This is a genomic window from Shewanella vesiculosa (assembly GCF_009994065.1).
Lineage (GTDB): Bacteria > Pseudomonadota > Gammaproteobacteria > Enterobacterales > Shewanellaceae > Shewanella > Shewanella vesiculosa.
In genome coordinates, this window is the sequence record NZ_JAACSD010000004.1 from 269,291 (window position 1) to 283,532 (window position 14,242).

The 14,242-nt window shown below is 40.8% G+C and carries 18 protein-coding genes; 10 read left to right on the forward strand and 8 right to left on the reverse strand.

The features are described from left to right. The 3 genes from GW828_RS03440 to GW828_RS03450 form a co-directional block, all read right to left on the reverse strand. Positions 1–906, reverse strand: coding sequence for a metal ABC transporter solute-binding protein, Zn/Mn family (locus GW828_RS03440; protein ID WP_273057886.1), 906 nt, complete (start codon positions 904–906; stop codon positions 1–3). Continuing rightward, entirely contained in the window at positions 890–2,089 is a 1,200-nt protein-coding gene (locus tag GW828_RS03445; RefSeq protein WP_273057885.1) for a porin family protein, read from the reverse strand. Before GW828_RS03445 ends, GW828_RS03440 begins: the two co-directional genes overlap by 17 nt. A gap of 89 nt (positions 2,090–2,178) precedes the next feature. Next, positions 2,179–2,469: an ABC-type zinc uptake system zinc chaperone gene (locus GW828_RS03450; protein WP_273057884.1), complete on the reverse strand. Its 291-nt coding sequence runs from the start codon at positions 2,467–2,469 to the stop codon at positions 2,179–2,181. Positions 2,470–2,681: 212 nt separating this feature from the next. On the opposite strand from GW828_RS03450, the gene GW828_RS03455 reads away from it, so the two are divergent. Beyond that, positions 2,682–2,807 (forward strand): hypothetical protein, encoded by a 126-nt coding sequence (locus GW828_RS03455; protein WP_259395238.1) that lies wholly within the window; start codon positions 2,682–2,684, stop codon positions 2,805–2,807. Between the two features lies 1 nt (position 2,808). Here GW828_RS03455 and GW828_RS03460 read toward each other — a convergent pair whose 3' ends face one another. Beyond that, the gene (locus tag GW828_RS03460; protein ID WP_182696753.1) at positions 2,809–3,138 is read right to left on the reverse strand and encodes a hypothetical protein; all 330 of its coding nucleotides are present in this window, start codon (positions 3,136–3,138) and stop codon (positions 2,809–2,811) included. Positions 3,139–3,262: 124 nt separating this feature from the next. Here GW828_RS03460 and GW828_RS03465 point away from each other — a divergent pair, with 124 nt between their 5' ends. Together GW828_RS03465 and GW828_RS03470 are read left to right on the forward strand one after the other, a co-directional pair. Further along, on the forward strand, positions 3,263–4,903 hold the full coding sequence (locus tag GW828_RS03465; protein WP_124015126.1) for a mechanosensitive ion channel family protein: 1,641 nt from the start codon (positions 3,263–3,265) through the stop codon (positions 4,901–4,903). A 271-nt stretch (positions 4,904–5,174) separates the two neighbouring features. After that, complete coding sequence (locus GW828_RS03470) at positions 5,175–6,065, forward strand: aldo/keto reductase (RefSeq protein WP_273057883.1); 891 nt, start codon at positions 5,175–5,177, stop codon at positions 6,063–6,065. Positions 6,066–6,164: 99 nt separating this feature from the next. Here the strand turns inward: GW828_RS03470 and GW828_RS03475 are convergent, their stop codons facing one another. Further along, entirely contained in the window at positions 6,165–6,998 is an 834-nt protein-coding gene (locus tag GW828_RS03475) for a MaoC family dehydratase (protein WP_124015364.1), read from the reverse strand. 296 nt (positions 6,999–7,294) lie between these two features. On the opposite strand from GW828_RS03475, the gene GW828_RS03480 reads away from it, so the two are divergent. Further along, entirely contained in the window at positions 7,295–8,068 is a 774-nt protein-coding gene (locus GW828_RS03480) for a methyltransferase domain-containing protein (protein WP_182742305.1), read from the forward strand. Between the two features lie 48 nt (positions 8,069–8,116). On the opposite strand, the gene GW828_RS03485 is transcribed toward GW828_RS03480, so the two are convergent. Further along, positions 8,117–9,025 carry a TraB/GumN family protein gene (locus GW828_RS03485; RefSeq protein WP_182755398.1) on the reverse strand — a complete coding sequence of 303 codons (909 nt, stop codon included), beginning with the start codon at positions 9,023–9,025 and terminating at the stop codon, positions 8,117–8,119. 52 nt (positions 9,026–9,077) lie between these two features. Between GW828_RS03485 and GW828_RS03490 the strand changes: the two genes are divergently transcribed. Further along, entirely contained in the window at positions 9,078–9,386 is a 309-nt protein-coding gene (locus tag GW828_RS03490; RefSeq protein ID WP_182696758.1) for a prephenate dehydrogenase, read from the forward strand. Between the two features lie 228 nt (positions 9,387–9,614). Here GW828_RS03490 and GW828_RS03495 read toward each other — a convergent pair whose 3' ends face one another. Beyond that, on the reverse strand, positions 9,615–10,139 hold the full coding sequence (locus GW828_RS03495; protein ID WP_273057882.1) for a DUF3016 domain-containing protein: 525 nt from the start codon (positions 10,137–10,139) through the stop codon (positions 9,615–9,617). A 219-nt stretch (positions 10,140–10,358) separates the two neighbouring features. Continuing rightward, positions 10,359–10,868 (reverse strand): DUF4240 domain-containing protein, encoded by a 510-nt coding sequence (locus tag GW828_RS03500; RefSeq protein WP_124015132.1) that lies wholly within the window; start codon positions 10,866–10,868, stop codon positions 10,359–10,361. Positions 10,869–10,934: 66 nt separating this feature from the next. Between GW828_RS03500 and GW828_RS03505 the strand changes: the two genes are divergently transcribed. The 5 genes from GW828_RS03505 (at position 10,935) to GW828_RS03525 (ending at position 14,196) form a co-directional block, all read left to right on the forward strand. Further along, the gene (locus GW828_RS03505; protein ID WP_235781736.1) at positions 10,935–11,333 is read left to right on the forward strand and encodes a hypothetical protein; all 399 of its coding nucleotides are present in this window, start codon (positions 10,935–10,937) and stop codon (positions 11,331–11,333) included. Positions 11,334–11,451: 118 nt separating this feature from the next. Beyond that, on the forward strand, positions 11,452–12,249 hold the full coding sequence (locus GW828_RS03510; protein WP_182696760.1) for a response regulator: 798 nt from the start codon (positions 11,452–11,454) through the stop codon (positions 12,247–12,249). Positions 12,250–12,405: 156 nt separating this feature from the next. Next, a complete protein-coding gene (locus GW828_RS03515; protein WP_101033991.1) occupies positions 12,406–12,678 on the forward strand; it encodes an HU family DNA-binding protein in 273 nt (90 codons plus the stop codon). A 334-nt stretch (positions 12,679–13,012) separates the two neighbouring features. After that, positions 13,013–13,699 carry a TorF family putative porin gene (locus GW828_RS03520; RefSeq protein WP_124015135.1) on the forward strand — a complete coding sequence of 229 codons (687 nt, stop codon included), beginning with the start codon at positions 13,013–13,015 and terminating at the stop codon, positions 13,697–13,699. Positions 13,700–14,019: 320 nt separating this feature from the next. Then, positions 14,020–14,196 (forward strand): PA3496 family putative envelope integrity protein, encoded by a 177-nt coding sequence (locus tag GW828_RS03525; RefSeq protein ID WP_165870035.1) that lies wholly within the window; start codon positions 14,020–14,022, stop codon positions 14,194–14,196. Positions 14,197–14,242 lie beyond the last annotated feature (46 nt).

Below are 14,242 nucleotides of genomic sequence, written 5' to 3' on the forward strand. Positions count from 1 at the left end.
TTATTTCACCTTATTCAATAGGCTAAGTATGTTGTCGTATAAGCTAATCAGGTCTTTACTCTCTTCGTTGCCACCCACCGATATCGGTAACACCAATACTGGCAGATTAGCGCGTTCGCCTAACCATTTTGCCCCACGCTCATCTTGGTATGACGCCACAATAATCGCCATTACATCGCCTTTTTCCGCACGAGTAAGCAAAGAGGCTAAATGACTACTCGTAGGAGCGATACCCGGCTTGGGCTCAAGATCGGCTACTTGCTCAATGCCAATCCATTTGAACAAATAACGAAAGCTTGAATGGTAGGCAATAACCTTCTTACCAGCTAAATCTTTAGCCTGCTGTTGCCATTGCGGTATTTTAGCTTGCCAAGCTTGGCTAAAATCGGCCAACGACTGACGATAAAGACTGGCATTGTCAGGATCGATTTGAGTAAATTTGGTACTCAAGGCCTGTGCAACTATTAACATCCGCTGCGGATCTAGATGCAAATGGGGATTTCCCTTTGCATGAACATCGCCCATTGAACGATCCACTGAGACTAACTTATCCAAGGTATCAATATGCTCTGCAGCAAAAAATAAGCCCTTATCTGTCGACCTAACCTGAGGATTCGCCGACTTCATTTGCAGCATAGGCAGCCAACCTATTTCTAAGTCTGCCCCTGCACAAACCACTACATCAGCTTGACGCATCTTCGCAATCAGGCTTGGTCTTGCTTGTACTTGATGTGGATCTTGCATCGCTGTTGTTGCCGAATACACTTTTGCATCGGGTGCTAGCGCTAATGTCAGTGCTGCATATTCAGGTTCACATGCAAACACATTGAGTTCCGCTTGTGCTGTCGCGGTAAACAGCAGTGACATTGAAGCCACTGCTAAAAGCAATTTAGTATTGATGCGCACCGTGAGCTCCTAATGACATGACATATTGTAAAGTAAGGATATTATCATCTTCAAAACCATCGAAATTAGTCCCAGTCTGATGAGTGTATTGCAAGCGCACTGTCGAAAAATGACTACTGTGCCATGCTAGACTGACTTCTGACTCTTTCAATTGTTGTGGATGAAGGTGATCGCCATGGACTTCATAAGTATCCACTTGACCATAACGAATCCCAGCAGACCAACGAGGAGAAAATTGATACACACTACTGACGTACCAGCCCTGGTGATAGTCATCACTACTTATATCTTCATGGTCGGCCTCAACAATATGACCAGGTTCCATAGCAAAAATATCAGTCACTCTAAAATATTCACCACTGACAGTTAAATTTTGGTATTTGTAGTTACCATTAGGTGCCCACTTATAAACAACATCAGCAATATAGGTGTTTTTACCTGTATAAGAAGCACTATGGCTATGTCCAGCATGTTCTTCATCATGCCCCTCTTCTTCCTCATTATGCTCATCTTCGGCATAAGCTTGACCATTTTGATTGCGAAGATAACTTAAGCCTAACTGCCAAGAACTTTCTATACCAATATCACCCCCCATCTTGGTTAACGCACTGTACACCCCAAGGTTATCAAAATCGCGCTCACCATGTGCATCCGCCGCACGTAAACTTTCTCCCTTAAACGCTTCGACACCCAGAGTCCAGTAGAGATCGGTTGGCGCGACATAGTTTAAACGAATACCATCATCAAAATAATGTCCGCCTAAAAATGCACGGTAAGCAGCTGGACGATCAGAAAATGAGTCTGTGTGTAAATGTTGGTTATTTAAATAGCCAATGTCAGATAAAAAACGACCTGCACGAACCGATAAACCATAAGGCATAGCTAATGTTTGAATAAAGGCTTCTTCTAAATTAAGCTCTGTTTCACCGTCATGTGACTCAATAATGGCGGTCACTTTACCGTAAAACATTTCATCAATATTGGCACTCAAGGCCAACTCAGTTTCACCTAAACCAAAACCTTCTGCACGCTCAGCTAATGGTCGGTCACCTGTTTGATAGTAACCATCAAGTACAGCACTTACATTAGGGTTGGTTAAACTAGAATCTTCTGCCATGACAGAATACGAACTCACAGCACAAGCTAATGCTAAAATTGACACACGGGTGTTTAACGCAGACATAAAATCTCCAAAATACAACAAATATCCGCCTATCGCTGTTCAATATGAACTATCCGATAACGGAAAAATTAATAAATGTATGTGTTGAATTACAGGGATTGTGGTGGCGCGCGACTGTGGTAATAGCGATGAAAAACCGATGAGAAAGGAGGTAGAGTATACTGCTGAAGTTCAAAAGTTTGCTTAGTAACGGCAAACACAAAACTAGCAAACTGCAGTGTTTTATTAAGATGAAGTTGGTGAAAACACAAGGTACAGTGATTTTTTACACCGTCATCGAGATGTCTAACTGAATGCGCTGACGCAGCAACAGACAACACAATCAAAATGGCACTAAGCCAGATTGCGATAGTTTGTCTTATTTTGATGCGGGAACTCACCAGTAAAAATCCATCAGGTTAATAAAAGTGGCCATTAGTGTAAAAGACCACCAATAAAAAGCAACACTTAGATTGTGATAAATCATGGCGACATATTGACAGTAAAATCATAAACTACCGACAAATAACTAAGTCGTTATTTTTAAGATAGTCTTAAGCTATTACCCATAACATAATGCATGAGTAAACATCATCATTACAGGACAAACACCATGGCACTATTTATTCGTGAAAACATTGGCATCATTTTAGTAATAGCCATTGTTGCTGTTGTTGTACTAGGCGGTATTTACTACGTTGAAGCCTCATTAGAAAGCCAAGTGATTGAGGTGAATTAACCTATTTTGCACCAGGTTCTGTACTAGGATCATTTTCAGGGGCTTCGATCAGCTGTAAATGGTCCATAATATGCGATAAACCAACAATGATAACCGCTAATATAATCAATGGCGTGGTGATCGACGCTACATTGTCAAAAAAATAACCGACTACAGCGGCAACTACACCACCATAAAACCCAAACATCTTAGCAATTGATAACAACTTGTTATGCCCAAGCCATGCAGCACAATGAGGGCATTGCACCTCAACCGACAAACCTTTACCACGACTGTCATTGACCTTCGCAATTGAAAAAGATTTATAGCAATGAGCACATTGCAGCGACATGATAATTTCCTCAGTTCAATAATGGCGGCAAGTGTAACAAATAACCCTAAGAATTGCTGTACTTGGCTACTATAGGCGTTTTCCACTATTATAGGCACAACTCAACGCCAAAGGACGACCTTTCATGCTACGGATTTTATTTACGATATTATTCACCTTAGTGGTGTTTATGTCGCCAACAGCTAGCGCAGAACAAGATGCAACAGCACCGATTGTCACCACCAGTCAGTTAACCGACACTCAAAATAAAATCAGCCGATTACAACAAACAATTGATCAAGATACCCTCCTACTGTTTAAGGCAAAAGGTGAATTACGTAACTTTACTGAATATAGGATTAAGAACAAGTCATCTGAATTACGCGATATAATTGCGCAGCTGATCAAAACTCCAGATGAAAACCCGCAATACCTAATCACTTTAGTTCAAAGTCAGCTGGATTTTTTAAACAGTGTCGGAAGCTATTTAGACGATCAAATTATGCTTATGCGTCTTGATATCAAGCAAGGTGATGAAAGTAAGGTTGTCTTAGCTATATCACAAAGAGAATTTGAACGAGACCACTATCTCAAGGCACAATTAACCTCGCTGCAATGGGCTAAAACCTTGAATATGGATGTCAGTATTCAACAACAGAAATTAACCGATTTTATGCTCAAACGCGCCGATCATTTCGACAGTTTAGTGCATTACACACAAGATGAATTACAAAAAGCCGTTTCAGAAGCTGAAAGCGCTGGGGCCGATATCACTGCCGAACAAAAAGCAGAGGTGATGGCACTAAAAGAACGTTTAGATCAAAGTAGCTCAAGCCTAGCTGTATCAGCGGGAATGCTCGAAACACTAGGCCAAGATGTCACGGCTTTTAAACAAACCTTGTTTAGCGTGTCTGGTGATATTACCCAAGATGTATTGAACTTCAGTGTCGCGTCTAATCTGCTGCAAGGCTGGCTTAACGTCATCAAGGATCAAACCATTAATAATGGTCCTAGCTTAACCTTCAAAATTTTAGTCTTTGTATTTATTTTATTTTTAGCCAGTTTAGTGGCCAAAATTGTCACCAAAATCATCTCGAAAACAGTAAAAGCATCAAAATTACAATTTAGCCAATTACTGCAAGACTTCTTTATTTCGTTGTCCAGTAAGGTGGTATTTGCATTAGGATTATTAATTGCCTTATCACAGCTCGGGTTTGAGCTTGGGCCTTTGCTCGCTGGTTTTGGTATTGCCGGTGTGATTATTGGTTTTGCATTACAAGACACATTATCAAACTTTGCATCTGGGATGATGATTTTAATCTATCGTCCATTTGATGTCGGTGATCTAATTAATGCAGCCAATGTTACCGGTCGTGTGAGTCACATGAGCTTAGTATCAACAACCATCAAAACCCTCGATAACCAACGCTTGATTGTGCCAAACAATAAAATTTGGGGTGATACCATTAACAATATTACTGCCGAGCATCAGCGCCGCGTAGACATGATTTTTGGTATTAGTTACAGCGACAATGTTGAACATGCTGAAACCATTTTAAAAAGTATTGTTGAGCAACACCCTAAGGTGCAAGAACATCCAGAACCAATTGTAAAACTGCACACATTAGGTGAATCTTCAGTCGACTTTGTTGTCAGGCCTTGGGTTAACCCTGATGATTACTGGGAGGTTTACTGGGATATTACTCGTGCAGTGAAAATACGCTTTGATGCTGAAGGCATTAGTATTCCGTTTCCACAACGCGATGTACATATTTATCAAAAATAACCCAGTGCTTAAGCTAATCAAGCTAAATCAATGGCATGCTATGTCGCCTAATGTAGTCAAACATTGTGTCAAAGTATGCTACAACAATGATTAACTGACCTCATCCATTTAGCGGATGAGGTAAATAGCTAAAAATAACACTGGCTCAGTGATTTTGTTCTGTCTTGCTAAGATTCGTTGGCTTTTGATAGCGAGTTGCTTTTCAGTCAATGTCGATCTAAAAGTGCTTTAATAAGCATTTATTACCCCTAACTAAGGTTAAAATTAACTTATGACCCAATCTACTTTTAGATTTTCTGATTTTATCGCCGGATTTTGGCGTGCTGATGCTTGGAATATGCCGCCACAGCAACTGCTTGGCTTAATTGAGCATTATCTTGATCTTGGCGTCACGACCATGGACCACGCTGATATATATGGTATGTATCAGTGTGAAACCTTATTTGGTGAAGCGTTAGCCTTAAAACCACAGTTACGTCAGCAAATGCAGTTGATCAGTAAGTGTGGCATTAAACCCTTGTTTGATGGCTATGATGGTCGTTATGTTAATCATTACGACACAAGTAAAGCGCATATTATTCAAAGTGTTGAAAATTCACTTACTGAATTAAAAACTGATCACTTAGATGTGTTACTCATCCATCGCCCCGATCCATTAATGAATGCTGACGAAATGGCTGCCGCTTTCGAGCAATTGCATGCCCAAGGTAAAGTCAGCCACTTTGGTGTATCTAACTTTACCACCAGCCAATTTGATTTACTGCAATCACGCCTCAATGCTCCGTTGATCACTAACCAAGTTGAAATATCGCCTTTAGCCATGCAGAGCTTGCATGATGGTGTGCTTGATCAGTGTCAACAACACCGCATCACCCCAATGGCATGGTCTTGTTTGGGCGGTGGAGATCTCCTTTCAGCGAACACGCCCCAAGCACTGAGAATTCGCAATACCCTGCACGATATTGCTCAGCAAGTTGGCGCACAAGACATTAGCCAAGTGATTTATGCTTGGGTTCGTATGCATCCAAGTCGCCCTGCTCCTATTATCGGCAGTGGTAATCTAGAACGTATCACCAGCGCGGTAAATTCAGCTAACATTGAACTTGATCGACAACAATGGTTTAGCATTTGGGAAGCGGCAATGGGCCACTCGGTACCTTAAGTCTGCCATAAAAAAAGCTCAGGTATTAACCTGAGCTTTTTTTATGTTCGCAATTGACTTACCACTGACGTTTAAGCCACCTCAGCGAGGTCTATCTGCTTATAAATAGGTAACATCACCCTGCAAATGCGGTCGACGACCTTTGACATCACGTATTTGAAAACGTTTACCATTCTCAGTACTTTCAAATGCAAATGTCACTTCAGACGGCATAAATACCGGTAATTTAAATTCAACATCAACCTGAAAAGGTCGATCACCGATATAAGTCATCAACTGAGATAATGCACGCGCTTTAGACCACATGCCATGGGCCAACACTCGCTCAAAACCAAAGCGTTTTGACAATAAAGGATGCAAATGGATCAAGTTATAATCGCCCGAAGCTTTGGCATAACGACGGCCTAAGTCATCGGTTAAACGCCATTGCTGGACATTTTCCCATGCCATCTCAGACGCTTTAGGCGGACGAGCCCGCCGCCCAGCAGACTCAATGCGATATAAGTATGTTGATAACGCTTGCCATACAAGCTCTTCACCAACCAACACTTTTGAAACTAAATCAAACTCAAGTCCAGCATCTGTAGTGCGACTCGCTGACAGTTCGCACTGCACAGTCAATATTTCATCAGTACGTACAGGACGAAATACACTAATACTATTTTTTAAGTGGATCATTCCAAGCAACGGAAATGTCACGGCTTTATGAGTAAAAATCATCGCATGCAAACGAAATGCCCACACATATAAATACGTTGGAGGTAACACCCTATCATCGTATTCAAAACCACATACAGCGGCATATTGCCGAATTTTCTCTTGCGACAGCACCACATTAGAAGCTTGCACATAAATATTCGGCAGCGGTTGTTGATCCCATCCCGGTTTACGACCAAATAGGATTTTTCGATACAAAGACAACAGCGAAGGCATCGCCTGTAATTCGATAGCGTAGTCGTGACTCACAATGTTGTACCCTAAATAGGCAGCAAAAAGTATGCGCTGCAAAGATGGTTAGTCGATCATTATACCTTAGACTCTTACTGTTGCTAAACCGCTAATTATAAAATGCGTTTAAAGTAGGTTGTCATTGCTGCTTATATTGATTAATCGATAAACTTTTATTTACCCTCTATACACAATCACTGATTTGTCTTTACCTTTTTCAGCCTACAGTGCGACAATTACGTTACTCCATATCGGCTCAATAACGTGATGTAACTTAAATCGTGCAAGATAAAAATTTCGATACTCTTAGTCAAAAGTTTGCGCAAAACATCTATGGCACCACTAAAGGTGAAATCCGTGCTGCAGTATTGTGGCGGGACTTAATCCCAGCATTAACTCGCTTGAATAAACCACGATTACGCATTTTAGATGCTGGGGGAGGATTTGGTTTTTTGAGCCAAAAACTGGCTGCGTTGGGCCATGATGTGGTGCTATGTGATATTTCTGAGCAAATGTTGGCCATAGCCCAACAACAGATTGCCGCCTCAGACACAGAATTATCAATCGAGTTAGTGCATAGCCCTATTCAAGCACTAACCGTGCAGCAGTTTGGTCAGTTTGATGTCATCTTATGCCACGCTGTAGCCGAATGGCTCACTGATGCTGAATCGACTTTGCATGGGTTATTAAGCCTGCTAAAACCGAATGGGTTATTTTCGCTGATGTTTTTTAATAAGGAAGCCTTGCGCTTTCACAGTTTAATTTCAGGCAACTTTGACTATGTTAAGCGTGATTTTAAGGTTAAAAAGAAGGTTGGATTAACCCCCAACCATCCCCTGTATATTGCAGATGTTCGCGCTTGGTTTGCCCAATGGCAACTGTCGATGATCAGTCAGTCTGGGGTTAGGGTGATTAATGATTACTTAAAAAATAATCTCCCGCCCAACTTCGATAAACATCAGCTTATTGAAATGGAATTGGCTTATTCACAACGTGAGCCATATTTATCTTTAGGTCGATATGTTCATTTTCTTGGTCAATCAAAGCCAATATAAGCATAAAGTTATACTATTATCGGCCCTTGTGGACGCACAACATTCTCCTTAACACTGCAAAAAGGTACAAGGGGTGACCGTTGCACCTTGCTGTTTAAGTAAGTCAGGAATGGCTTGCTGACCAACAATATGGCCTGCTCCAACCACAATAAACAGCTGTTTATAATTACGCTGTTGTAGCAACTGGATAATTTTTTGCGTCATGGTGTGATTGCGTTGCCACAGTAATTTTTCAAGCAATTCATCGGCATCGCCCGCTTGCGATTCCATAATGGTTGCCAATGCACTGGCATCGCCTTGGCGCCAAGCATAAATTAAATCAAGCATTTCGGCATCACTGACGTTGATCGAATCATCCAGCATTTGCATTTGGGTCGCGGTTGAAAATGATGAAATTAATTCAAATTGAAACTGCATACTTTCAAGTTCAACTAGGGCTTTGTCACTGCGATTGGCCATAAAATAAGCATCGACGCCTTGGTCTGCGCTATAACCCAATTGCGCATAACGGCCCATACTAATTTGTGCTGACTGTAACCAGGGAGCATATGGTGCTAATGCCTGACACAAACTTTGATGACTTTGGCAATAAACTTGGCGTGTCACATTAACGTCTGCGGCAATATCGGCAGACAACGCACCGTACTGCTGTAATAGCGCTCCCGTGTCACCTTGGCTAATATCGGCCTCAACCACGAGTGCATCTGCTTGTTTAAATGCCGACTCAATATGTTGTCCTAATGGGTAAAAATCTTGGCGACCGATATGAATTGAACCCAGTAAATACGCTTGCTGTTGTTGATACTCAATTTTATAAAATACTGGCGAATCCAATGCCGTTGCCGATGTAGAGCCAAAACACAGTAGAAATACCACTAAACTAAAGCTATATCGCTGTAAACGACGATAAATCATCCCTATATTAAAAATAAGCGGACTTTTCCTTGTTGCCAGCATAGCGGCTCCTTATAATTAGCTTTATTGTTTACAAATGCACTATGAGGCAATTATGCCGTACACCAATGTTTTTCTACAGATAAAAGAAAACCTGCAAATAGCCTATAGACAGGCGATTGACTCTGATGCTCGCCTTGACGAATTACGTAAAGCAGGACATGGTAAGTTTGTGGCTATCTTTACTGAAGATCAAGGATTTACGGAAAGTAGCAACCGTTTCTTGCCCTATGTACAAGAATTGGTAGCTGAGTTTGATGCGATGCAGAGTAGTACTCATGTCGCACCTGAAACTCTCGAAGCCTTTGTCAAAAAACTTGCGACTTTACTGCAAACGCTGCAAGTATTTAAACTGTCTAAATAATCTTTATGCTCCTGCGGAATCTTCATGCAGGAGCAACCTTAGTTGATATGACCTTTACATGTTGCGGCGACAATCATTGATAAAACCCAATGGCGACAATCAAGCGTAACCAGCGTCACTGGTACATTTGGTTATCAACAACGATTCATCAAGTCACTACAGATAAAACAGACAACCCCTGCGCTAAATCAACCTTATCGATATAATCCTAAGCACTGCCGCCAAGGGCTATAGTTTAGGTGCGACACTCTTTTGTAACCAATCAGTAAATAAAGTTGTTTCGTACTGAAATGGTCGGTCATTAAAGCGATGTGAGTTAGACATAAAACTCATATCTGTGATTTTTTCATCACCAACAATAATCACCTGGTCACCTTCTTTAATCGTGTAACTAAAGGTGGCTCTGGGTGGGTATAAATCTTTTACAACACGTAAATCACCCGGCGTGGCACCAAATGTTGGTCGCATGTCTCCCGCTAGATCAAAGTTAGTCACTGTCATTTGCAGTGTCTGTCCTGGCTTGAGGGTTTTTTCGGCTTCTTTATTGATGTTCTTGGTTAAAGTGTCAAATAAACGGTTTTCAAATCGTGACTGAAGCTCGTTAGAAGTTCTGATATCACTGAAATCTTTTGGATTTTGCCATTCAATTTTTACCAGCCCAACTTCAGTAACAGGATTAGGTGGTGGCGCATCTTCAGCCATAACAATTTGGGATACTAATACCGAAGCTAGCATTATATATTTTACATTCATAATAGACCTCCTGGGACTTAGGCGCTTGTGATAACACAGGTTTCAACGGCTGCTTCAGATAACGCTATTCAGCTTCTGTTAAAGCAACTTTGACCATATTTGCACGCCGATACTTATCATCAAATCAAATGTTAGCCATTAAGCTATCATCACTATAAATTGACTATAGTCCTCATAAGCTGAACCAAAGCTTAACAACGCCTAAGATCAAGCGGTCCACTAAAATGGAAAACGCGCACTCAATAAAGGATAGGTTTGACGCATAATTTTTGGCTTAGTGCTAAATTTTTTCCCCTCTGGGGTACTGTGTCCTGAGGGTAAGAATGGCAGCTCTAAGCCAGTGCGGTCTTCGTAGACTTGTCCTGCAATCAAATCATAATCTTCAACAAACGGGTAAGCATAATCGTCCACTAACGGCCAATGTTCTAATTCCCCTAAGCTATCTGGATTGGCGATAATCTTGTTGTACCATTGCTGACCTAACGACAATAAAAAACACCTAAACTCAGTAAAAGCATCATCAGAATCGCAACCTGTCACTATGTATGCTGCTCCCCAAATCGACCAGGAATAACTGCGACGTAATTGTTGGCCTAATATTTTATCGAATGCCTTGAGTGCTTCATCGTCCAAGCTTTCTAATTGCTGGCGTAAACTCAGGGTGAGATCTGCAGAAGACTGCTCAGGTTTATCGCGGGTCACTAGCGCCCAAAAATGTGTTTCTGTCATCAAAATATACCCATCACTCTGTTTTGTGCGATATTCTACCTCAAATTCTCCAGTACTATGATCAATATGAACCAAAATTCAGCCCAACGAATGCCCGTTAGAGTGATGATCCTTATCTCACTGTATGTTGTACTCACTCTTGTTGCTATTTGGCGCGCGATCACCTTTGAAGCCTTTGACTTATTAACTCTGGGAGTGATACCGGTTTTTATTGGTTTACTAATACGTGCGCCATGGACAAAAGTACTGCTACTCAGCTATGTCGCCTTACAAAGCCTAGGGTTAGTTGCAATGACAACAACGGCGTTGATTGCCTATCAAATCACCCCTGAAGACGTCAAACTGGTATTTCGAGGCTATAATATTCCATTAATTCCGCTATGGTTATTACTGTTAAGTGTGGTGGTGTTTCAATGGTGGGTTGGTCTGTCGAACGCGACCAGAGACTATCTTGCTCAAAAATAAACACCAAGTGCTATAGGCCTAGCTTAACTATCATCTCTAGCATTTTTTTAGTGTACAATTTACTCACACATGCAACATTAAAATAATACTAATAATAAATATCTGTGGAACGTGAATTATGACTAGCTTATCTCCAAGTGAATTATCCATCCTATTACTTGAGCCTTCCGAGACTCAGCGTAAGATCATTATTACTCGCCTTCAGCAAGAAGGTGTCAGCAGCATCCAAACTGCCGCAACCATTGCTGAAGCTAAAGAGATAATCCATCGCCATAAACCAGACTTAATTGCCAGCGCACTCCATTTTATCGATGGCGAAGCCACTGAGTTATTGCAGTACATTAAAATGACTCCAGCATTGAGTGATATTCAATTTATGCTGGTTTCCAGTGAGTGTCGTCGTGAACAGCTAGAAATTTTTAGACAATCAGGCGTGGTGGCTATTTTACCAAAACCATTTAATGCCGAACACTTAGCTACGGCACTTAACTCAACCATTGATTTACTGAGCAATGACGAGCTCGATTTAACCCACTTTGATGTTCACAGCATTAGAGTATTGGTGGTTGATGATAGCCGAATGGCACGAAATGTTATTAAGCGCACCATAGGCAATTTAGGCATACAGCTAATTACTGAGGCTGTTGATGGTGAACAAGCGATTAGCCTAATGAAAGACAATATGTATGATTTAGTGATCACTGATTACAATATGCCCTCGGTAGACGGACTTGCACTGACTCAGTACATCCGTAACCACAGTCAACAATCTCATATTCCAATCCTAATGGTATCGTCAGAAGCCAACGACACTCATCTGAGTAATGTATTTAGTGCTGGCGTCAATGCGCTTTGTGACAAGCCTTTTGAGCCGCAGTTAGTTAAGAAAATTCTTTATCAGCTCTTAGAAGAGTAACAACAAGGCAAATAAAGACATTATTTGTGCTAATTTTGCTTTAAAACCATTACAGATACTGAATTTATGGGATAAAGTGCTTTTAAACCAGCATCGCTTGTGGCATGTTAATCATGTTTTAAAAAAACACTTCTATGGAAAGCAGAGAATATCAATATGAACAAAAGTGAATTAATTGCAAAAATCGCTGAAAATGCGGAACTAACAAAAGCTGAAGCTGGCCGCGCTCTAAAGTCTTTCGAACAAGCGGTAACTGAAGCCATGAAAAATGGTGATAAAATTTCTATTGTTGGCTTTGGTTCTTTTGAAACCACTCAACGTGCCGCGCGTACTGGTCGTAATCCACAAACTGGCAAAGAAATTCAAATCGCAGCAGCTACAGTGCCTAAGTTTAAAGCTGGAAAAACACTAAAAGATAGCGTTAATTAATTATTCGTTTACTCTTTTTTTGCTAGAAACCTCCTTTATGGAGGTTTTTTATTGCCTGCTTTTTATATTTATCCTCTGCAAACAATATTATCTCTTAATTCAACATCAACGAATATTAGGATGCTGAGCACTGTTGCACAAAAAAGGGGCGAGCTTGCATCATTAAGTTGCAACAAATATGCAACAAAATGATCCATAAATACATAAGCAACTGACTTTAATAGGAAAATAGAGTTGGCATGCGATTCGCTAATTAATCTTCAGACAAACCAACATTGAGTTCATTTAGTGACACATAAATGCCTCATTGATAATAAAACGTTAAGGGATGAAGATGAAAAAATCACTATATCAAGCAATTGCATTATCAACAGGCTTATTACTGAGTGGCTCTGCCCTTGCTGAAGTTACGGGTAATATTGGCGCAACATCAAACTATTTATGGCGTGGTACCACACAAACTAATGATGCGGCTGCGGTTCAAGGTGGCATTGATTATGCTCATGACTCTGGTTTTTATGCTGGCACTTGGGTATCTAATGTCGATTTTGGTGATGAAACCAGTTACGAGTTAGATTTGTACGGCGGTTATGGTGGTAACTTTACTGAAGACTTAACTTACGACATTAGCTACCTTTATTATGCTTACCCAGATGCTGGTGGCAGTATTGATTTTGGTGAAGTCGCGCTCACTCTTGGATGGAAATGGCTAGATGTTGGCTATTCTAAAGTAATTAATGCTGATTCAGGTGTTTCTGGTGCCAGTGACGAAACAGATTGGAGCTATATCCAGGCCAATGCCAGCTTCCCGTTAACAGAAAAGCTCAGTGTCGCATTCCACTATGGTTATTCACAAGGCGATGTCGTTGAAGATTTATTCGGTGACACTTATGCAGACTACAACGTCACATTAAGTGCTGAAACAGACATAGGTACCGTATCATTCATGGCGGCTGATACTGACTTACCAGACAATGATGCAAAAGTTGTTTTAGGCTACTCTTACGGGTTTACACTATAACGAGTAACACCATTACTGACTCGCTTTATGAGTATATCAACGCCACCTCATTAACAGGTGGCGTTTTTCTATCTGTAGCAGATAGAAGCAGTATTATCTGGCGACATCATGGCATAGATAATACTAGTTTAAGCACACACTCTTCGCACTTGGCTTTATGTTTTACTAGCAAGAAATACATTTACTGCTAAGCTCAAAACGAAGGGTAAAAATAGCTGTCCAATTAAGGAAAAATATTTTACTTCCCTATTAACGTTTTTTTAGTTAGAAAATGCTCATTGAATTAATACCACGCTTTTATTTTACATGAGGGTTTTGTGATGGCTAATATTAGTGAAATAGTGCCTGATGACACAGAAATAGATGCGATGACGACGCCTAGAAACGTTAAGTCTGCCGAAAGTTTACAGCATAAACGCCAAGTGAAACGAAGATTAGAAGATTTTCTCGAACAAGCCCAATTACGCAAAGCAATTGGTGACGATGACTTTTTCTAAAAAATAGGGATAAACGCTTATATCGTTTATCCCAGTCTGTTTTATC